Annotated in this window: 12 protein-coding genes, 1 tRNA gene and 7 pseudogenes; 16 read left to right on the forward strand and 4 right to left on the reverse strand. The window is 58.6% G+C overall.

Annotated elements, in window-relative coordinates; genetic code table 11:
- The first annotated feature begins 26 nt into the window (after positions 1-26).
- The 14 genes and pseudogenes from SPITH_RS06130 to SPITH_RS11985 form a co-directional block, all read left to right on the forward strand.
- Positions 27-1,270: pseudogene (locus SPITH_RS06130) on the forward strand (IS256 family transposase).
- A 72-nt stretch (positions 1,271-1,342) separates the two neighbouring features.
- Positions 1,343-1,415: transfer RNA gene (locus SPITH_RS06135), tRNA-Asn, on the forward strand.
- A 117-nt stretch (positions 1,416-1,532) separates the two neighbouring features.
- Positions 1,533-1,857: pseudogene (locus SPITH_RS12910) on the forward strand (IS256 family transposase); the annotation flags it as partial.
- Positions 1,858-2,028: 171 nt separating this feature from the next.
- Positions 2,029-2,331, forward strand: a complete 303-nt coding sequence (locus tag SPITH_RS12915; RefSeq protein WP_052296265.1) for a four helix bundle protein — start codon at positions 2,029-2,031, stop codon at positions 2,329-2,331.
- Positions 2,328-3,401 (forward strand): annotated as a pseudogene (locus tag SPITH_RS06150) (DUF6079 family protein); the annotation flags it as partial. The gene SPITH_RS12915 and the pseudogene SPITH_RS06150, both read left to right, overlap by 4 nt.
- Before the next feature lie 44 nt (positions 3,402-3,445).
- A pseudogene (locus SPITH_RS06155) lies at positions 3,446-4,372 on the forward strand (type I restriction-modification system subunit M); the annotation flags it as partial.
- A gap of 84 nt (positions 4,373-4,456) precedes the next feature.
- Complete coding sequence (locus SPITH_RS06160; protein WP_014624822.1) at positions 4,457-6,787, forward strand: DEAD/DEAH box helicase family protein; 2,331 nt, start codon at positions 4,457-4,459, stop codon at positions 6,785-6,787.
- On the forward strand, positions 6,771-8,429 hold the full coding sequence (locus SPITH_RS06165) for a class I SAM-dependent DNA methyltransferase (protein ID WP_014624823.1): 1,659 nt from the start codon (positions 6,771-6,773) through the stop codon (positions 8,427-8,429). Before SPITH_RS06160 ends, SPITH_RS06165 begins: the two co-directional genes overlap by 17 nt.
- A 5-nt stretch (positions 8,430-8,434) precedes the next feature.
- On the forward strand, positions 8,435-9,583 hold the full coding sequence (locus SPITH_RS06170) for a type II toxin-antitoxin system VapC family toxin (RefSeq protein WP_014624824.1): 1,149 nt from the start codon (positions 8,435-8,437) through the stop codon (positions 9,581-9,583).
- Complete coding sequence (locus tag SPITH_RS11780) at positions 9,580-11,244, forward strand: restriction endonuclease subunit S (RefSeq protein WP_014624825.1); 1,665 nt, start codon at positions 9,580-9,582, stop codon at positions 11,242-11,244. Before SPITH_RS06170 ends, SPITH_RS11780 begins: the two co-directional genes overlap by 4 nt.
- Entirely contained in the window at positions 11,241-12,200 is a 960-nt protein-coding gene (locus SPITH_RS06180; RefSeq protein WP_014624826.1) for a DUF3644 domain-containing protein, read from the forward strand. The genes SPITH_RS11780 and SPITH_RS06180 overlap by 4 nt, the downstream gene beginning before the upstream one ends.
- A 2-nt stretch (positions 12,201-12,202) precedes the next feature.
- Positions 12,203-13,573 (forward strand): annotated as a pseudogene (locus SPITH_RS06185) (DUF3387 domain-containing protein); the annotation flags it as partial.
- Positions 13,574-13,688: 115 nt separating this feature from the next.
- Positions 13,689-14,021, forward strand: a pseudogene (locus SPITH_RS06195) (helicase-related protein); the annotation flags it as partial.
- Positions 14,022-14,057: 36 nt separating this feature from the next.
- A pseudogene (locus SPITH_RS11985) lies at positions 14,058-14,530 on the forward strand (BREX-3 system phosphatase PglZ); the annotation flags it as partial.
- A 392-nt stretch (positions 14,531-14,922) separates the two neighbouring features.
- On the opposite strand, the gene SPITH_RS12240 reads toward SPITH_RS11985, so the two are convergent.
- Together SPITH_RS12240 and SPITH_RS06215 are read right to left on the reverse strand one after the other, a co-directional pair.
- Complete coding sequence (locus SPITH_RS12240; RefSeq protein ID WP_014624829.1) at positions 14,923-15,342, reverse strand: hypothetical protein; 420 nt, start codon at positions 15,340-15,342, stop codon at positions 14,923-14,925.
- Positions 15,343-15,383: 41 nt separating this feature from the next.
- Positions 15,384-16,295, reverse strand: a complete 912-nt coding sequence (locus SPITH_RS06215; RefSeq protein WP_014624830.1) for an AraC family transcriptional regulator — start codon at positions 16,293-16,295, stop codon at positions 15,384-15,386.
- A gap of 188 nt (positions 16,296-16,483) precedes the next feature.
- Here SPITH_RS06215 and SPITH_RS06220 point away from each other — a divergent pair, with 188 nt between their 5' ends.
- Positions 16,484-17,479 (forward strand): aldo/keto reductase, encoded by a 996-nt coding sequence (locus SPITH_RS06220; RefSeq protein WP_014624831.1) that lies wholly within the window; start codon positions 16,484-16,486, stop codon positions 17,477-17,479.
- Positions 17,480-17,533: 54 nt separating this feature from the next.
- Positions 17,534-18,052 carry a flavin reductase family protein gene (locus SPITH_RS06225; RefSeq protein WP_014624832.1) on the forward strand — a complete coding sequence of 173 codons (519 nt, stop codon included), beginning with the start codon at positions 17,534-17,536 and terminating at the stop codon, positions 18,050-18,052.
- A gap of 75 nt (positions 18,053-18,127) precedes the next feature.
- On the opposite strand, the gene SPITH_RS06230 is transcribed toward SPITH_RS06225, so the two are convergent.
- Both SPITH_RS06230 and wrbA read right to left on the reverse strand, forming a co-directional pair.
- Positions 18,128-18,919, reverse strand: a complete 792-nt coding sequence (locus tag SPITH_RS06230) for an SDR family oxidoreductase (protein ID WP_014624833.1) — start codon at positions 18,917-18,919, stop codon at positions 18,128-18,130.
- Positions 18,920-19,018: 99 nt separating this feature from the next.
- Complete coding sequence (gene wrbA, locus SPITH_RS06235) at positions 19,019-19,633, reverse strand: NAD(P)H:quinone oxidoreductase (RefSeq protein ID WP_014624834.1); 615 nt, start codon at positions 19,631-19,633, stop codon at positions 19,019-19,021.
- Between the last annotated feature and the right edge of the window lie 138 nt (positions 19,634-19,771).

The raw sequence follows: 19,771 nt of genomic DNA on the forward strand, positions 1-19,771 counted from the left end.
TCTTTTTTTCAAGGAGGAGATACCCCCTGAAGCGCGGCAAGACACGCGCATTGACTGAAACACAGTATACCCTCTCTGATCTGATGAAACAAGTGGAAGACCAGCTACGGGAGGAGGTGCGCCACACCTACAAGACGTACCTAGAACACCTCCTTGAGACGCTGAGAGAGGAGGCAGTGGGACGACCACGATATGCACGAGGAGAGCCTGAGAAAGGGCAGTACTACCGGTAGGGCTACAGGAAATGGAAGACCGTGCAGACCCCCTGGGGGCCGATCGAGGATGTACGCGTGCCCCGCATCCGCACCGGCGGGGGGAAGGAGGTGAAGCTGGTCGCCTACGAGCAGAGGCCCGTGGCCCTCGCCGAGCAGCTCCTTCTCGGGTATGTGGGAGGGATGAGCGCGCGGAGATATGCCATCCTGTTACGGGAGCTGGGGATAGGCGAGGCTCACCCGCAGACACTCCTGCGGCTCATAAAGCGTCTTCGTGAGGAGAAGGAGCAGTGGCGGAGGAGGTCCCTTAGAGGAGTGAAGGCCCTTGTGCTGGATGGAGTGTGGGCAAAGAGGCGTGGGAGGGGTCAGAAGAAGCTGGTTGTCCTGAGTGCCGTGGGGGTGAAGGAGGACGGATCTCATGAGCTCCTCGACTGGGTCGTTGCGGAGCAGGAGGACCAGGCGAGCTACGAGCGACTCCTTACCAGGCTCTATGAGCGAGGGCTTCATGAGGTGGAGCTGGTGGTGGCCGATGAGGCTGAGGGGATCCGGCAGGCCGTGGAGACGGTGTATCCTGAGGCGAAGAAGCAGGTGTGTCTGTGGCACCTGCAGGGTACGCTTGAGCAGAAGCTCCTGCAGGACATGGGGGAACGGAAGGGGAAGAACGCAGACCTCCAGAAGGAGAGGCGAGCTTTTCGAGCGGAGTACTGGAAGCTCTTTGAGGCAGGAGGGAAGGAGGACGCAGCACGTGCGTTGGAGGCATTCGTGAAGAAGTGGGCGGCGAAGCCTCCCCGGATGACGGCCTCCCTCCTGTGGCGGAAGGACCGGCTTTTCTCCTATCTGGAGTTACCCTATGAGTGGAAGGAGAAGGTGAGGACGAGCAACCTTGCGGAGAACATGTTTCGGCACATGAGAAGCTTTCTGCGGAGGTATCCTGGGTATATGAGTCGTGCCCATGCGGATGAGGTGGTAGGCCTCTACGTGGTGGGCATGCAGGTGATACAAGAGGTGGGGAGACGCACCCCTACGGGCTCCAACTCAATTTCAACACTCCTCCTTGACAGTGCCGAGTAGCCGGAAACTCTTGACAAAGCCCCGGCGGTCGGGATATAGTCACGTCACCCGAAGGACATTCCGGCGTAGCTCAGTCGGTAGAGCGGGTGGCTGTTAACCACTAGGTCGCAGGTTCGAGTCCTGCCGCCGGAGCGAGAACCCACCGTTAAGGTGGGTTTTTTCGTGCCCATGTGATGCAATTTCCCCTTTCCTTTCTATTTTCTATACCCTATACGACGATGCTCACCTTTGGGGCCTATGACATTGAGTGAGGCAGAGAAGGCCCTTGAGGGGTTCTGGAACGAGTGGGGAGCCCCTGTGCCGCGGATGCACGCTGTGCTTCTGTGGCGGAAGGAGCGACTGTTCTCCTATCTGGAGCTTCTCTATGCGTGGAAAAGGTAAGGGACAGACAAGTACCCTCGCGGAGAACCTTCTTCAACACATGAGGAGCTTTCTGCGGCGGTATCCTGGGTATACGAATGGCGCCCATGCGCATGAGGTGGTAGGCCTCTATGTGGTGGGCATGCAGGTGATACAAAAGGTGGGGAGACGTATCTCTTATCAACTCCAGTTCAATTTCAACACTCCTCCTTGACAGTTCCCTCCTTGACAGTGCCCTTGACTCCCGTACTCCTCTTCAGTTATAATAATCTTTGTACTTTGTATACTCATACTCACATCGAGCGGAAGGGTATTCACAAAAAGGAGGGGTGATGGCGTCCGGAAGTGGACGAGGGGCCGCGGATGATGCCATGCCTTGATCTCAGTGATATTCAACAGTGCGGAAGGATTTGAACGCCAAACCGATAGGGTGTTTTCGCGGTTTCTGTCGATGACAAAAGCGTTGGCTAGTGAGGTCAAGGCACAGCTCTACATCGCCTTGGACCAAGGCTACATCGATCAGAACCGGTTTAACAATCTTTACGAACGATGCGACAAAGTGAGTCGCTACCTCGGGAGTTTTATTCGTTACTTGAGACAAAACGAAGCGCAACGCATGACGCGCGCCCCGGAGACGCGGGCCAATGACACGCAACGCACGACGCGCGACCCGGAGACGCAACCATGAGATATGGAGACCTGATCCAGTTCGAGCCCATCGAGTCCGTAGTCCAGCTACGGGATGCCGATGAGGCCGCAAGCGCCAGACAGCTGGTCAGCACCTATGTCATCTCCGACGAGATGGCCGAACGAATGACCCACCTTGTGATCCCCCAGCTTCAGTTCGACCAGCCCGTCGATAACAAGGGGCTGCTTGTCGTGGGCAACTACGGCACCGGTAAGTCACACCTGATGTCGGTGATCTCCAGCATCGCCGAGCACGCGGATCTGCTTTCCGCCCTAGGCAACGCACAGGTGGCACAAGCCGCGGAGCGGATCGCCGGCAAGTTCAAGGTGGTCCGCACCGAGATCGGGGCCACCACCATGTCGCTGCGGGACATCCTCACAGGCTCGCTGGAAGAGCACCTGGCCGCCATGGGCGTGACCTACACCTTCCCGGATGCCAGCCAGGTCCCCAACAACAAGCGGGCCTTCGAGGAGATGATGGCTGCGTTCCACCAGGAGTATCCGGACCATGGCCTGCTCCTGGTCGTGGATGAGCTGCTGGACTATCTCCGCACCCGCAAGGACCAGGAGCTGATCCTCGACCTCAACTTCCTCCGTGAGGTGGGTGAGGTCTGCAAGGACCTGCGCTTCCGCTTCATGGCGGGTGTGCAGGAGGCCATCTTCGACAGCCCCCGTTTCGCCTTCGTGGCCGACAGCATCCGCCGGGTCAAGGACCGCTTCGAACAGATCCTCATCGCCCGCAAGGACGTGAAGTTCATCGCCGCCGAGCACCTGCTCAAGAAGACGGCGGCTAGCCAAGCCAAGATCCTCGAGTACCTCACACCGTTCGCCAAGTTCTACGGCCACATGAACGAGCGGATGGACGAATTCGTCCGCCTCTTCCCGGTCCATCCCGACTACATCGACACCTTCGAGCGCGTCACGGCGGTGGAGAAGCGCGAGGTGCTCAAGACCCTGTCGCTGGCCATGAAGAAGCTGCTCGACCAGGAGGTGCCGGAGGACCGGCCCGGTCTCATCGCCTACGACAGCCACTGGACTTCCTTAAGCGAGAATCCCTCCTTCCGCGCCGTCTTGGCTAACGTGTCAGAACAGCATTTTCAGTACAAGGAGGCGGCATGACCACGAACAAACCAAACGGCGCGAACCTCGGCTTTGAGAACAAACTCTGGGAGATGGCCGACAAACTGCGCGGCCACATGGACGCTGCGGAGTACAAGCATGTGGTGCTCGGCCTGATTTTCCTCAAGTACATCTCGGATACCTTTGAGGCGCACCGAAAACAGCTGCTCCAGGAACCCTACGCCGACCCCGAAGACCGGGACGAGTACCTGGCCGCCAATGTCTTCTGGGTGCCGCCGGAAGCCCGCTGGGAGCACATCCAGGCCCAGGCGCCCCAGCCCACCATCGGCCAGGTCATTGACCGGGCCATGGAGGCCATCGAGCGGGAGAACCCCAGCCTGAAAGGCGTGCTGCCCAAGGACTATTCGCGCCCCACGCTGGATAAGGTCCGCCTGGGCGAGCTCGTCAAGCTCGTGGGCGACATCGACCTCAAGGCCCGGGAATCCGGCGTCAAGGACCCCTTGGGGCGGGTGTACGAATACTTTCTCGGCCGGTTCGCCGCGGCCGAGGGCAAGGGCGGTGGCGAGTTCTACACGCCCCAGTGCGTGGTCCAGCTCCTGGTCGAGATGATCGAACCCTACCGGGGCCGCGTCTATGACCCCTGCTGCGGCTCGGGCGGCATGTTCGTGCAGTCCGAGAAGTTCGTGGAGGCCCACGGTGGAAAACTGGGTGACATTGCTATCTACGGCCAGGAGTCCAACCCCACCACCTGGCGGCTGGCCAAGATGAACCTGGCCATCCGCCGCATTGACGCCGACCTGGGGCCCTACGCCGCGGATACCTTCTTCGAGGACCTCCACAAAGACCTCAAGGCCGACTTCATCCTGGCCAATCCGCCCTTCAACATGAGCGACTGGGGCGGCGAGCGGCTCACCGAGGACCCCCGCTGGAAGTACGGCGTGCCGCCGGCGAACAACGCCAACCAAGATATGAACCTTGCTTTGGCTTGCTCAGGGCTCCTTTCGTTATCTCGTTCCGAGTTTTTTAAAAACTAGGAGGTTACTTGGATGAATATCCCCCAAATAAACGAGGATGAAGTGGAGCTCCTCATCGAAGAACACCTTCGCGAGCGCGGATGGAACCTTACCGACTTCACCGTGACCCGCAAACGCTGGCGCGAGGGTTTGGACGGCGAGGAAGCTGACCGGGTATTTCTTCGGGAAGGTCGAGTTGTGGCAATCCTGGAAGCGAAGCGACCCGGGAAAGACCTATGGGCCGCGCTGGAACAGGCTAAGCGCTACGCCAGAGCCTACAAACAAAATACCGGTCATGATGTCCCACTCCTGTTTGCGAGCGATGGGAAAGTCTACCTTCGGCAAAACCTGAAGGCCAATACGCTACCAGAGCGCATCAAGCAATTCCCAACACCTGCCGAATTTGGCGAGTTTTTCAGTCCGCAAGCGAAAGAACTACACGGCAAACTGCGGGACTACCAGCGTGTGGCAGTTTCTCAAGTACTGGCTGCTGTCCAGGCAGGCCGCCGCCGCATGTATCTCCAGATGGCAACAGGCACCGGCAAGACGATTACCGCTGCGGGCATTATTGCAAAGCTCTGGTCCGTTGGCTTAGTCCGAAGGACGCTCTTCCTCGTAGATCGGGATGCGCTTGCCGTTCAAACCGTCAAGAAGTTCAAAACGCACCTTGGTGACAACTTCAACATTGAGCGGGCAACAGGCTCAAAAGAAGACAAACATCGCGATATCCTGGTCAGCACGATTCAACATATGGCAGTGAGAAATAAATACCTCAGCTATCCTGCTGATCACTTTAGTCTCGTTATCCTTGACGAATGTCATCGCTCTTATTTTGGTGACTGGTACGGCGTGCTCGATCATTTCGCCAAGGGCGGCGCCATCCTGCTGGGCTTGACGGCCACCCCCGCGGATAAGGAAACCGTCAACACGGATCGCTTTTTCACCGATCCAGGCCAGTATCCTGGGCCCATTTACCGCTACACGATCCGCCAGGCTGAGACCAATCCCGAGGTGCCGGAGTGGGAGAGACTGGCCCAGTGCATACACTTCAAGTTCCACACCAATGTGGACCTGGAAGGCGTGCACGATATGGGCTTTGACTTTGAACCCGAACAATTGGGCCGAGCTGTAGATGTCCCCCAACGCAACCGACTGATCGCTGAAAAATACTTCGAGGTCATCGGAACCCGTCAGCCTGTCAAAACCATCGTCTTCGCAGCCTCTATCGCCCATGCGAAAAACCTTCGCTACGCCCTGATCGAGAAGTACAACGAGCTGAACAACCTTCCACCCAACGATGCCGCAGCCGAAAAGTTCATCGTTGCGGTCCATAACGAAATGCCGGGCGCGCGCACTCTTATTGAAGAGTTCCAAAAAATTACCCCTGCCGAGGAACGCAAGGCGATCATAGAACAGGCGCACAAAGACCCCAACATGGCTCCCAGACCCATTGTCCTTGTAGGTGTCGGGATGCTGGACACGGGCATCGATGCGCCAGATGTCGAGGTGCTGCTGATGGCCCGCCCGACGAAATCGAAGGTGCTCTATGTGCAGATGAAGGGCCGCGGCACCCGCAAATGCCGGGAAACGGGCAAGGAGTTCTACAAACTCGTGGACTTTGTGGACATCACACGGCTTGAACCTGTCATCACCAACGACACGCCAGGCATCGAGGATGAGCCGGTTGAGCAGGAAGAGGAGGAGGTCATCCGGCGCGAGCGGGAAGAAGCCGGTGAAGGCGCAGGAGCTAAGGGCGAAAAGGTCGGCAGCGAACAGCAGATGGTCATCGCCGATGTCCCCGTGCACCTGGTCTTTTCGGAGACTATCTCCCCTGCTGTCCTTGAGGAACTGCGCCGTCAGGTTGAAGCACAGCTCAAAGGAGGCATCGAGCGCGAGGGTCTCAAGCAACGCTTCGTCCAAACCATCCTGTGCTGGCGGTACTTCAAGGGAGCAACCATGCCGGACCACTCATTCCTGGCAACCATGGGGTTTGACCTCTCAACGCTTCGCGATCTCTACGGTGAACCCGAAGCCACGCTGGAGGACTTTATCGCCGTGGCCATGGGCGAAGCCGATTTCGAAACACTGCACAGACGTCGCGAATTCGAGAAGTGGGCGCTGGGAAAGAGCCTGACCAGTGAGCAGCGCGAGCTGGTCCTCATGGTTTGCGACTTCAAGCGTGCTAACCCCGATATCAAACCGGAGCAAATCCTCCGCAGCCATCTGCTTGACCAGGCCGGGGGACTGCCCCGCATCAAGGCGCTTTTCGGCGGGTTGGACAAGCTGCTCTCGCTGGCCGATGAAGCCCTCTCCTTAGAAACCGGAACACCCATTGAGGAGGAAAACCATGGCAAGAACACCTGATTTCAATCAGTTTGGCGAGGAGCTCTGGGAAATCGCCAACGTCTTTCGCGACGATGCGCTTCACGCCACGGAGCGCCTGGAAACCTTTAGCCTCTTTCTCTTTCTTAAGCTCTGGGATGAAATGGCCCTGGAGCAGGAGGAGGCCCTTGGCCGTTCCCTGAACGACGAAGAGCTGGCGATCCCCAACAAGTACCGATTCCACAAGTGGGCAAGCGACCCCGACGGTTATGCTAAGCAACATGGCTTTGAAGACAGCGTAGACTTTTGCCGGCGCATGTTCGATGACCTTGCCACCCGCAAGGTCGTGGATCAGTATGGCAAGGACATCACCTTCGACGTGCGGCGCCTCTTCGGCGGCACGGTTTTCCGGCTACGCTACACCACGACCATCCGCGCGCTCGTCTCCAAACTGAACGAACTCAATCTTCGCGAGATCATGATGCGCGGCGTCGGCGAACCTGGAGAGCGTTACGACATCTTCGGCCGAGCCTATGAGTACCTGCTCCAGAAGTTCGGCCAGAACAAGGAGTTCGCCGAGTACTTCACGCCGCGCCACATCGTGGACCGCATGGTGCAGATCATTGATCCGGAAATCGGCGAAACGATTTACGACCCGGCTTGTGGCACCGGCGGCTTTATTGTTCGGGCGTTCGAGTGGGTTCGGGCAAAAATAGAGAGGAAAACGATCTCGGCGGCTGAAAAGGAGCGTCTCCTGCGCAATCTTAAAGAAAAGCACCTCATCGGGGTGGAGCACGTGCCAATCGTCTTCAAGCTTGCCCTGATGAACATGATCCTCCACAAAGACGGCTCAAGCCTGCTCCAGAACGACGACAGTCTTTCCAACAAAGCCCAGGACATCCACAAGAACAAATACGATGTGATTCTTGCCAATCCCCCGTTTGGGCCGACCAAGCAGGAGCGCTTAGCGCAGTTCGAATACCACATCAAGCTTTACGAAGCGCTTTTCATCCAGCACATGATGAATGCCTTGCGCCCCGGTGGGCGTGCCGCCGTGGTGCTCAAGGAAGGGCTGCTGTTTGACTCCAAGAAGATGCTGCGCGCGATCTGCCGCAAGCTCGTGGAGCAGTTCGAGGTTCTGGCCGTGATCAGCCTGCCTAACGGCGTCTTCAACCCCTACAGCGGTGCCAAGACCAGCATCGTAGTCTTCCGCAAGCCCCTTGGCAGGGATGACGTCCGCACCTCCAAGGTCTGGTTCTATCGGGTGGAAAGCGATGGCCGCGACCTGGGTGCGACGCGCAGGCCTCTGCCCGATTTTGAGACCGATGGCGACCTGGAGCACATGGTTTCGCTTTTCCCCTACACCTGGCGCCACGAAAAGGATGGCGGCGTGCGGGCCATCCTCAAAGCCGATGACCTGAAACAGTTCGAAAGCGAAAAATCCTGGTGGGCAACCATTGAGCAGATTCGTGCCACGGACTACAACCTCACCGCCGGGCGCTACTGCCCGCATCAGGCCGAGGCCGTCGAGCACGAAAAGCCCGAAGTGCTCATCAATCGCCTGCTGGAGCTGGAGGAGGAAATCACCAAGGACCTCCAAGACCTTTTGACGCTTGTCACCGTCCCGACATCGCCCGAGGGTCTAAAAGGTGCCATCCGGTTTAGCTCAGAGACTACGGAGTGAAAGGTATGGCTTGGGCGGTTGAGCAGCTACAGCAAATTTTAAACGGCCGAGTGGTGCAGAAGCCTAAGGTAGCACTCGATACCTGTTGCGTCCAGTACTACATTGGCGATCCGCCCGCGCAACCTTGGGCGGACTGCCTCGACCCTGTTTTTCGCGCTGCGCTCGACGGTCGGATCGAGCTCTATGTCAGCACTGTCGTCGTCTCCGAGCTTCTTGCCCATGTTCATTTCGCCCACCGCAACACGGGCTACGATCCTGAGCTCGATCTCCTCGCCATCTTGGACCGTCATTTCCAGGTGCTCGATGTTAACGGTGATGTGGCGCGGGCCGCTGGCCGACTGCGCGGGACTTTCGTTCCTGGCAAAAAGATGTCGCTCAAGACACCCGACGCCCTGATCGGCGCAACAAGCATCACCAACGGCCACACTCTTTTCATAACGAACGATGCTCAACTGGCTCAAGCACTTCCTGCCGGCACCTGCGTTTATCTCAAGGAACTCGCCTTAGAATGGCTGGCGGAAAATTTTCCGCGTACATGCTTTGATACCAGCAAAACGATAAAGCCCGTTCGTCGAGGTCCAGGGCTGGCAGATCATCTCTTATCAGACACAAACGAGTTTGGCGGAGTTAAGCTCAAGCCTTCCGTAACCTGCAAGCGAATCCTTGCAGACGCGTGGATCGCTGCAGCCGCAATAAACGAAGCGTGCGTCTTCTTCGTTCTCACGCAGCGCAATGGCCGCAAAGAGGAAGCCGCGGAAGTCCTCTTCTGGCAGGAAGCCCTTGAGCAGCAGCGTGCGGCCCAGCGCATTGTCAGATACCTTCGCGAATATCTTGAAGTCCAATACGACCGAGGCAAGGATCGGTACCTCGCGGCATTGCACAAGCATGCCTATGGCTTCGTCTTCACTTCGCTCAACCGTGAGAGGGCTCGCCAGTTGCAGCCGTGCTTTGCGTCCAAGAGCGACCATCAGCGCGAAGCGGACGCCTTGAAGGCCTACCTGACACCGCTCTGGCGCTTCCGATCTGCGCTCACGCTGCCCGGTACCACCTGGTTCCTCTGTGAGAACGGTGAAGCCAGGTACCTCAAGCCGGCGGAAACGCAGCAATTCCTTGACAAGGCCAATAACGTTCTTGGATGGGAGGGTGGACGATGAATAAGCAACAGAACTATCTTCCCAAGGGTTGGCAGTGGGCCAAGTTGGGAGACGGACAAATCGCGACCGTCGTTATGGGACAGTCACCCCCGGGAACCACGTACAACGAACAAGGACAGGGGCTTCCGTTCTACCAGGGAAAGGCTGACTTTGGTGACGTGTCACCCACCCCGCGGGTGTGGTGCTCCGCACCCAAGAAGACTGCGGAACCAGGGGATATCCTGCTTTCGGTTCGGGCGCCTGTGGGGCCTACAAATCTCGCAAGCCACCGCTGTTGTATTGGCCGCGGCCTTGCGGCAATACGCGGCGAGAGGAATGCGCTGACTCTCTATTTGTACTTCTGGTTCAAGCACATAGAGCCCTGGCTCAGTGAGCAAGGACAAGGCAGTACGTTCAAGGCTATTGGTAAAGATATACTTGAAAACATCATTGTCCCCCTCCCCCCTCTCCCCGTCCAGGAGCGGATTGTGGAGATCCTGCAGAAGGCCGACGAGATTCGGCGCAAGCGCAAAGAGGCGCTGGAGCTGGCGGAGAAAATCCTGCCCGCGCTCTTCCTGGAGATGTTCGGCGACCCGGCAACGAATCCGAAGGGGTGGGAGACAGAACCGATTGGGTCTTTAGTGCACTTTGACACAGCCCTCATCAAACCGGAACCCGGTAAGACCTATCTCTACTTGGCACCGGAACACATAGAATCAAATACAGGAAACTACACCGGCCCCCATCCCACAGACGGGCGCGAGATAGGTAGTGCGAAGTATTCCTTCACTTCCGATCATGTGCTTTATTGCAAGCTACGTCCCTACCTGAACAAGGTTGTTCTGCCACATACCAGTGGTATTTGCAGTACGGAACTAGTCCCTCTCCGGCCTGGTCCTAAGCTGCTAAGAGAGTTTTTGGCTATTTACCTTCGCCTCCCCTTTTTTGTGGCCACAGCCGTACAAAAGTCCCAAGGAACAAAGATGCCGCGCTTTGGCCCGGAGCTTATGAAGCAGGAGAGAATAATTGTCCCGCCAATTCCCCTACAACGATCGTTCTGCTTACAGGCAAGCCAACTGATGGAAGCTTCCCGGAAGCTGAAAGAGGGATTAAGTCTTTCGTCTAGTTGCTTCGATGGTCTCCTCTCCCGTGCCTTCACCGGCGAGCTGACGGCCGAATGGGAGGCCGCCAACGCCGACTGGATTGCGGAGCGGCAGGCATTCTATGAGCGGCTGCCGCGCCTGGTGGTTCTGGCGCTCATCGCCGAGAAGGCGAAACAGACCGGACGGGCCGCTGCGGTGCTGGTGACGGCGCTCATGAAGTACGTTTTCCTGCTACAAATGGAAGGCAACGCCGACCGCAGGCGTTTTTACCATTTCGTTCCTTACCACTACGGCCCCTTCGCCAAGGAACTCTATGACGATCTTGCCACCCTGCAGGCCGAGGGCCTGGTGCGGGTGGAGAACGACGCCGAAGAGGAAAAGACGAAAATCACACTGGCTGACCCGGCCAAGGCCGAGGAGGCACTCTCTGCTCTCCCCGACGATCTCAAAGAAGCAGCTGCGGGGATCATCGAGACCTATGGCGATCTCGACCACAACGCCTTGCTCGAAACGGTCTATGAAAAGTATCCGTCCTATGCTCGAAAAAGCCGCCTGCGCAAGCGTGGGAAACGCTCATGAAAGCCCGGAGCCGTGAACTGCTCGACCGCGCCATCGCCGCCATGGTGGCGGCGATTGACATCTACAACAAACCCGATTTTCCCTATCGGGCCGAGTCATTCACCATCCTGGCGCTCAATGCCTGGGAGCTTTTGCTCAAAGCTAAGTGGCTGGCGATGAACAGGAATCGCCTCAGCAGCCTCTACGTGCGGCAAGGCGGAGGCAGCAAGCGGCCGCGCTACAAGCGGACGCGCTCGGGAAGCCTGCTCACCCATAGCATAGACTATCTGACGAAGAAGCTGACCGAACAGAAGGTTCTGGACGAAGCTTGTCGCAAGAATCTGGACGCGCTTGCGGAACTGCGCGACATAGCGGTCCACTTCTACCACCGGAGTCCTGAGCTTGCGGAGCGCGTCCAGGAAATCGGTATGGCTGCCGTCAAGAATTTTGCTGCCGCCGCGCAGGATTGGTTCAACGAAGACCTATCCCGCTTCAACTTTTACCTTATGCCGCTGTCGTTCGTGGCTCCTCCGGTCACCGAAGCGGTAGAACTGAACCGGGAGGAAAAGAGGTTTCTAAAGTATCTGGCAAGCCTCGAAAACACCGACGCCGATCCCAATGCCCGCTACTCTGTTGCTGTCAACATCGAAGTTCGCTTCGTGCGCTCAAAGTCGCTGGCAGCAACACCGGTTCGGGTTGCCATTGATCCCAATGCGCCGGCAGTGCGGCTAACCGAAGAACAAATCCGCGAGCGTTATCCGTGGGATTACCGTGAATTAACCGAGCAGTGTAGGAGACGGTATTCCAACTTCAAGGTGGATAAGGAATATCATCAGCTTCGAAAGAGTTTAGCAAACAATCCCCAATTTGCTCACATTCGGCGACTGGACCCTCAGAACCCCAAGTCACCAAAAAAGACCTTTTATAGCCAGGCCATACTTCGCGAGTTTGACAAAGCCTACAAGAAGAAGAGTTGAAGGCGATCACCGAACTGCGCCCCGAATGGCACAGCGACGACGATACGAAGGGAAAAATCAAGGTCGTCATGACCGGCTCGGCCTCCGATCCGCACGACTGGCAACCGCATATCCGCAACAAGGAGCGCCGCGAACTCATCGCCCGCCGGTTCAAGGACCCGGACGATGAACTGGAACTCGTCATCGTGCGGGATATGTGGCTGACCGGCTTCGATGCCCCGCCTCTGCACACCATGTACATCGACAAGCCGATGAACGGTCATACCCTGATGCAGGCCATCGCCCGGGTGAACCGTGTCTTTCGCGACAAGCCCGGCGGGTTGGTGGTGGACTACCTGGGCATCGCCGACTCGCTCAAACATGCTCTGGCTGTGTATGCCGAAAGCGGCGGGCGTGGAAAGGCCGCCGTGGACCAGGAAGAAGCGGTGGCCGTCATGAAGGAGAAGTACGAGGTGGTGCAGGGCATTCTGCACGGCTTCGACTACCGCCGCCTACTCCATGCGTCCCCGGATGAGCGCCTGCAGGGCATTGCCGATGCAATGGAATTCATCCTGCAGCAGGAAGACGGCAAGAAGCGCTACCTGCAGGCCGTAGCGGCGCTGTCCAAAGCCTTTGCCCTGGCCGTGCCCCACGAGGAGGCCCTGGCGATCCGCGACGAGGTGGGCCTGTTCCAGGAGATTCGCGCTTCCCTCATCAAGGCAACCGTCAGTTCGGCTGAGCGACCTCCTGAGGAGATCGAGGCCGCGGTGCGGCAGTTGATTTCCAGAGCAATCTCAGGTCGGGAAGTGGTGGACATCTTTGCAGCGGCAGGGCTTGACCGCCCCGACATCTCCATCCTTTCGGACGAATTCCTGGCCGAAGTGCGGGCATTGCCCCAGAAGAACCTGGCCGTGGAAACGCTGAAAAAACTCCTGCAGGACGAAATCCGGGTGCGGTTCAGGAAAAATGTGGTGCAGTCCCGGGCGTTTTCAGAACTGCTGGAAGCGGCGCTCAGGAAGTACCACAACCGTGCCATTGCTGCAGCGGAAGTGATTGAGGAGTTGATCGCCCTGGCCAGGGAAATGCGCGAAGCGCAACGGCGCGGCGAAAAACTCGGCCTGTCTGAAGAGGAAGCCGCCTTCTACGATGCGCTGGCCGCCAACGAAAGCGCCGTGCAAGTGCTGGGCGATGAGACGCTGAAGCAAATTGCTCAGGAGTTGGTGGAGCGCGTGCGCAGGAGCGTGACCGTGGACTGGAGCAAGCGGGAGAGTGCGCGGGCGAAATTGCGTGTGTTGGTGAAACGTATCCTGCGTAAATATGGCTATCCGCCTGACAAGCAAGAACAGGCCACTGAGCTTGTATTGGCGCAAACTGAGGTGCTGTGTAATGAGTGAGTCATCTCGCGAAGGTTACGGCTCTGTTGTCATCCGCACGGAGAAGCGCCGAGCCACCGACGTGGGGGCGGTCGCTTTTCATCCCTCGGTACTGAGACCCACGTCGCTGCCCTGAGAGAAGCGCAAGCGGGTTCAGGACGCATTCGCCAAGGATGCCCGCATCCTCATCTCGACGGACTCCAGAGGTGAGGATCTCAACCTCCAGTTCTGCCATGTGATCATCAACTACGACATCCCCTGTAACCCGATGCGCCTGGAACAACGCATCGGCCGGGTGGACCGCATCGGCCAGACCCACACGGTGCGCGCCATCAACTTCGTGTTCGAGGACTCGGTGGAACACCGCGTCCTCGAGGTCCTGGAGGAGAAACTGGCGGTCATCTTCGAAGAGTTCGGCATCGACAAGACCGGTGACGTGCTCGACTCTGCCCAAGTGGAGAAGATCTTCAGCGGGTGGTCTATGGGGCCATCCTCATAAATCCTTGGTGTCCTCGAAGGGATCCGGGAACGGGGCTTTGAGCTGATCCCGTTCGAGGATCATGTCGCCTTTCGCTATGCCTACGAATCCAAGTTCCACTCCCGCTGGGACCGTGGCGAAGAAACCGACCTGGTGGTGGTGAGATCGCCGTCGAGCGATCTCGAGCCTTGCCCTACGACCTGCTGCAGGCTGGCCGCAAGCTTTCGTTCTCCGTAAGCGATCTCTTCCCGAATCTCAGCTATCCCATGGTCGCAGCGCTCGACCGGGCTGATCTCGACGCCTTGTTCGATGCGCAGACGAAGCACGCGCCGGGGCAGCTCGGCGACAACGCTACGAAGGAGTTCGTCCTTCGTCATGTGTTCAAGATCGCGCCGGAACTCATCAAGCAGCCATCGGACCTGCTCCGGGTCTTGCTGCGCCGCCATTACCGCGGCATGAGAATTCCGGCCATCCTCGATGAGCATTTTATCAAGATTATTTATCACAAATCGGCAGGACAGCCGATTTGCACGGCCCGAAGGCCGCCCGCAAAAGTGGCGCACAGGGGGGTACGCCATGAACAGTCGCCTGACCCAGATCGGTTTCAGCCAGCGGGTCCGTCTTGAATGGCTGGAGAGAACGGCCAACCTGGTGCTTGCCGGAAACGACAAGGCGTCCATCGGGGGCGCCCTCCAAGCGCTGCTCGAAGACAAGCTGTCTGTCGGCGGGAATGCCAAACGCGGCAATCGGGAGAAGGTGATCACCGTCCTGATGAAGATCTTGGTCCGCCCCCGCGCGACCTCCATCCCCCTCAGCGGGAAGGCCTCAAGCTTCTCTCACACCTGCCGCGTGAGGACCATATCGCGGTCCACTGGGGCATGGCCATGGCGGTTTATCCGTTCTGGGGGGCCGTAGTAGCGGCCCATGTGGGGCGACTGCTCAGGCACCAGGGAACGGCCACAGCCAGCAAGGTACAGCGCCGTGTGCGGGAGCAATATGGGGAACGCCACACGGTATCCAGAGCTGCACGACTGGTGCTGCGGAGCTTCGTCGATTGGGAGGTCCTGAAGGAAACATCGGGAAAAGGCATCTCCACCTCCCCTGGCATGCGCCGGCATACCGTCCAGGTCTTCGGCGTGAGCATGGGCCCCTCCTCCAGTATGAGCCGGTGGAGTCGCTCCGCCATGGTGCGGTCCGGTTCGCCCATCTCGGCGAGCTTCGCCCGCACTTCCTTCTCTCCGGCTCCCCTCCCTTTCTTTCTCCTCCTCGCCTCCTCCTTTGAGGACTTAGATGGGGCTCTTTCGTCAGCCATGGAAACCTCCTCGTTACCAGTATACGCCATAATTCCCTCCCCTATGCCCGCTGGGTCACGTCCTTCTGCGTGAGTCTCCGTATGTCCTCCCGTGGAGGAAGGCCGAAGAGGCGCTTGTACTCGCGGGAGAACTGGGAGAGGCTCTCGTATCCCACCTGAAAGGCGGCGCTCGAGGCATCGAGCCCCTGGAGCATGAGCCGACGCGCCTCGTTGAGCCTGAGGCGCTTCTGGTACTGGAGGGGACTCAGGCCGGTGAGGGTACGGAAGTGCTGGTGGAAACTGGAAGGACTCATACCAATCAGAGCGGCGAGCTCCGGGATTCGCAGAGGTTCGGCGAAGTGTTCCTTGAGCCAGGCAACGGCCCGGCCGATCTGGTGGGAGTGACTCCCTATGGTGGCGATCTGCCTGAGGCGTGCGCCCCGGCCGCTCAGGATGAGCCGATAGAGGATCTCCCGGTGAACGAGAGGCGCGAGAACGGGGATGTGGTCGGGTTCCTCCAGGAGGTCCACGAGGCGCTCGAAGGAGGAAAGGAGCGGAGCGGTCATCTCACCTATGGCCATGGCCCTCGAGGAACGGACTTCGGCGAGCGAGACGACGCCGGGGTCATAGACCACCTCGAGGAGGGCCTCCATGTCGAGTTCGAGCCGCATCCCGAGGTAGGGGGATTCCTCCGATGCCTCCACAATACTCGCCACCACCGGCAGGTCCAGGGATGAGATGAGAAAGTGGTGCGCGTCGTACTGATACTCCTCCTCACCGAGGAGTACACGTTTGGCTCCACTCACCACCATGCAGAGACTGGGAGGAAGCAGGTAGCTCACCGGCTCGGTGGGCTGGGTGACCCTGTGGATGAGGAGCCCAGGGATCTCGTACTCGATGTGCTCCCGATCTGCGGTATACCGGAGAAGCTTTTTGGAGAGTCGCGACCGTATCTCTTCGAACCTTTCGCCCATGTCTTCCTCCCGGCAGGCGGCGGCCATTCCTCTCGTCTCGTATGAAGGGTACCTCCTCTTCCTCCATTGTTCAACCAATCCTCCCATCTTCTGGAGAATCAGGCAAATAGTTCCCATTATTAGAGTATCCCTCGCGCAGGGACTATCTCTATACTTGACGTAACAACGAATACCACAGGAGGATGACGATGAAGACGAGACGATTAGGAAGCAACGGCCCCGTGGTCTCGGCGATCGGGCTTGGATGCATGCGTATGAGCTTCGGACAGAGGCCTCTCCCCGCCAGAAAGGAGATGATCAATCTCATTCGTAGAGCCGTGGAGCTGGGGGTGACCTTCTTCGACACCGCTGAGGTGTACGGCCCCTATACCAACGAGGAGCTCGTAGGAGAGGCCCTCGAACCCTTCAAAGGCGAAGTGGTCATCTCCACCAAGTTCGGCTTCGAGCTCTATCCTGACGGGAGACCGGGCTGGAAAGGGCTCAACAGCAGGCCGGAGCACATCAAGAAGGCTGTGGAGGGCTCGCTCAAGAGGCTCAGGGTGGAGGCGATCGACCTCTACTACCAGCACCGGGTCGATCCCAACGTTCCCATAGAGGACGTGGCGGGGGCGGTGAAGGACCTCATCGATGAAGGGAAGGTGAAGTACTTCGGTCTCTCTGAGGCAGGGGCGAAGACCATCCGCCGGGCCCATGCCGTGTCTCCGGTCACCGCGGTGCAGAGCGAGTACTCCCTCTGGTGGCGCAAACCCGAGGAGGAAGTGCTCCCTACCTGTGAGGAGCTGGGGATAGGGTTCGTGCCCTTCAGCCCGCTGGGGAAAGGATTTCTCACCGGGACCATCGACGAGAAGGCGAGGTTCGACGAGACCGACATCCGGAGCAGGATCCCCCGCTTCAAGCCCGAGTTCCTCAAGGCGAACATGGCCCTGGTGGACCTGGTGAAGGAGATAGCACGAAGGAAGGGAGCCACGCCTGCACAGATCGCCCTCGCCTGGCTCCTCGCGCAGAAGCCGTGGATCGTACCGATCCCGGGCACCACCAAGCCGGAGCGGCTCAAGGAGAACATAGGCGCGGCGGATCTGGAGCTCTCTCCCGAGGACCTCAAGGAGATCGACGAGGCCCTCTCGCGCATCCGGATAGTGGGCGAACGATATCCTGAGGAAATGGAAAAAATGACATATCTATGATAGAATACGTAATCAGACTCCCACACTTTTTATGTGGCTCCAGGAGAGATATCTATGGAATATCGTGCGATCGCCCCTGAGAAGGCGTACACCATCTTCAACGGGGGAGGGATACTCCTGGTATGTACGCGATCTCCAGAAAGCAGATACAACCTTGCCCCCATTGCATGGACATGCCCACTCGACTACGAGCCGGTGACACAGCTCCTCTTTGTGTGCGATCCCTCGCATGCGACGTTTCACAACATCGAGGCCACAGGGACCTTCATCGCCGCCCTCCCCACCTTCCGGCAAAAGGAACTCGTGCTGAAAACGGGCGAGGTCTCGGGGAAAAATATCGACAAGTTCGAAAGATTCGGTATTCCCTCACGGCGAGGAGAGGTTGTGGACGCGCTTGTTCCAGAAGGGGTAGCCGGGTGGGCGGAGTGCGAGGTGAGTCAGATCTACCGGCCGGGGGAGGTGGCGATAGTGTGCGGTACGGTGAAGGCAGCCTTTGCGGTGCCCGAGGCCTGGAAACTCGTGCTCCATCACGTGGAGAGAGACTTGTTCTATCGACCGGGGGAGTCCGTGTAGGGTATCATAACACACTTTAATATATATACTTGTGCATACGCATAACTATGAACTCTCGCTTGTTTGAAGGGAGCCTCAGAAGAGCCCCCTCACTGCACCGCCGTCCACCGGGACGGTGGTACCGGTGATGAAGCCTGCACGTTCCGAGCACAGGAAGGCCACCAGGTCAGCGAGTTCCTCCGGCTTCCCAAGCCTTCTCATGGGTATGTCGCTGATCCACTGTGAGAGTGCCTCTTGCGGGGAGAGCCCCTCGCGGGAGATCGCGTGCTGGATGAGCTGCTCCATCCTGCCGGTCGAGATGGGGCCGGGCGCCACAGTGTTGAAGGTGATCCTCCGGGAGGCATAGACAGTGGAAAGGGTCTTCACGAGGGCGGTGAGGGCCGACCTCGTTGCATTACTCAACACGAGGGTATCGATGGGCTGTTTCACCGAAATGGAGGTGATGGACACCACCCTCCCCCATTTTTGCGCCTCCATGTCCGGGAGCACAGCTCGGATGAGCCTGAGGGCGCTGTAGAAGATGAGACCGAAAGCGGCCTCCCAGTCATCGTCGGAAAATGAGAGAGGCGGACCGGAAGGAGGCCCTCCGGTATTCGTCACCAGGATGGATACAGGCCCCAGTTCCCGACGGGCCGTTTCCACGAAGCGAGCCACATCTTCTCTCCTGCTGAGGTCCGCGACCACGGGGAGCACGTGGGATCCGGTCTCTCCCTGAATCCGTTCGGCTGCTTCTGTGATGCGTTTCTCCGAGCGGGCACAGATCGCCACACGTGCCCCCTCGGCGGCGAGACGCAGTGCCACCGCAAACCCCAGTCCCGAGCTCGCCGCAGCCACGAGGGCCGTCTTTCCTCTAAGGCCGAGTTCCATGTGACCTCCTCATCGGGGAATGCCGTATGATACTCCCCGTCCCGCACGCCCACAAGAGAGGGGCGCATGGCAGCGCATGCGCCCCGATCATGCCAAACCTTATCCCTTGAGGGCTCGTGCCACCCGGGCAAGCCGCGCTCCCAGGAAGCGGGCCCCCTCGAGCTCGTTTGGGGTGGGCTCCCTGCTCCCCTCCTCTCCTGCGAGCGCAATGGTGGAGGCACCGTAGGGAGAGCCACCGGATATCTCGTTCCTTTCCATCTGGCCCTGGAAGGTGTACGGAAGACCCACCAGGATCATACCATGGTGGAGGAGCACGGTGTGGAAACTCAGTATGGTGGACTCCTGACCCCCGTGCTGGGTGCTGGAACTCGTGATCACCGCCGCGGGCTTGTCTACCAGGGCACCTTTCGCCCAGAGAGGGCCGGTTGCGTCGAGAAAAGCCTTCATCTGAGCCGCCATGTTCCCGAATCTGGTGGGACTCCCGAAAATGAAGCCATCGGCTTCGGTGAGCTCTTCCACCGTGGCGACAGGTACGTGGGCCTGCGCCTTGTAGAAGTCAAGGGCCCCCATCTGGGAGAGAATCTCCTCCGAGACCGTCTCCGGTACGCGTCGGATCACCGCATCTCCACCCTCGGACTTCACCCCTTCGGCTGCTGCCTGGATCATCTTATAGGTGTGACCGTACGTCGAATAGTATACGAGATAGATCTTCATAAAACCTCCGTGGCTCTCTATATAACCATGCTAATATATTATTAAAAAGGTAAGGAATCGACAAGGCCTTGCTCGACCATGGGGAACCGATTACCCCATGACGCGGGTGCAAACGCAGGCCTCGCCTGTGGGAAGCCC

It is taken from the genome of Spirochaeta thermophila DSM 6578, from assembly GCF_000184345.1.
Taxonomy (GTDB): domain Bacteria; phylum Spirochaetota; class Spirochaetia; order Winmispirales; family Winmispiraceae; genus Winmispira; species Winmispira thermophila.

Bases quoted from the DNA above. Each gene is read 5' to 3' on its own strand.
- SPITH_RS06160 (WP_014624822.1), top strand. From the start codon at position 4,457: ATGAATATCCCCCAAATAAACGAGGATGAAGTGGAGCTCCTCATCGAA.
- SPITH_RS06165 (WP_014624823.1), top strand. From the start codon at position 6,771: ATGGCAAGAACACCTGATTTCAATCAGTTTGGCGAGGAGCTCTGGGAA.
- SPITH_RS06170 (WP_014624824.1), top strand. From the start codon at position 8,435: ATGGCTTGGGCGGTTGAGCAGCTACAGCAAATTTTAAACGGCCGAGTG.
- SPITH_RS11780 (WP_014624825.1), top strand. From the start codon at position 9,580: ATGAATAAGCAACAGAACTATCTTCCCAAGGGTTGGCAGTGGGCCAAG.
- SPITH_RS06180 (WP_014624826.1), top strand. From the start codon at position 11,241: ATGAAAGCCCGGAGCCGTGAACTGCTCGACCGCGCCATCGCCGCCATG.
- SPITH_RS12240 (WP_014624829.1), bottom strand. From the start codon at position 15,342: ATGGCTGACGAAAGAGCCCCATCTAAGTCCTCAAAGGAGGAGGCGAGG.
- SPITH_RS06215 (WP_014624830.1), bottom strand. From the start codon at position 16,295: ATGGGCGAAAGGTTCGAAGAGATACGGTCGCGACTCTCCAAAAAGCTT.
- SPITH_RS06220 (WP_014624831.1), top strand. From the start codon at position 16,484: ATGAAGACGAGACGATTAGGAAGCAACGGCCCCGTGGTCTCGGCGATC.
- SPITH_RS06225 (WP_014624832.1), top strand. From the start codon at position 17,534: ATGGAATATCGTGCGATCGCCCCTGAGAAGGCGTACACCATCTTCAAC.
- SPITH_RS06230 (WP_014624833.1), bottom strand. From the start codon at position 18,919: ATGGAACTCGGCCTTAGAGGAAAGACGGCCCTCGTGGCTGCGGCGAGC.
- wrbA (WP_014624834.1), bottom strand. From the start codon at position 19,633: ATGAAGATCTATCTCGTATACTATTCGACGTACGGTCACACCTATAAG.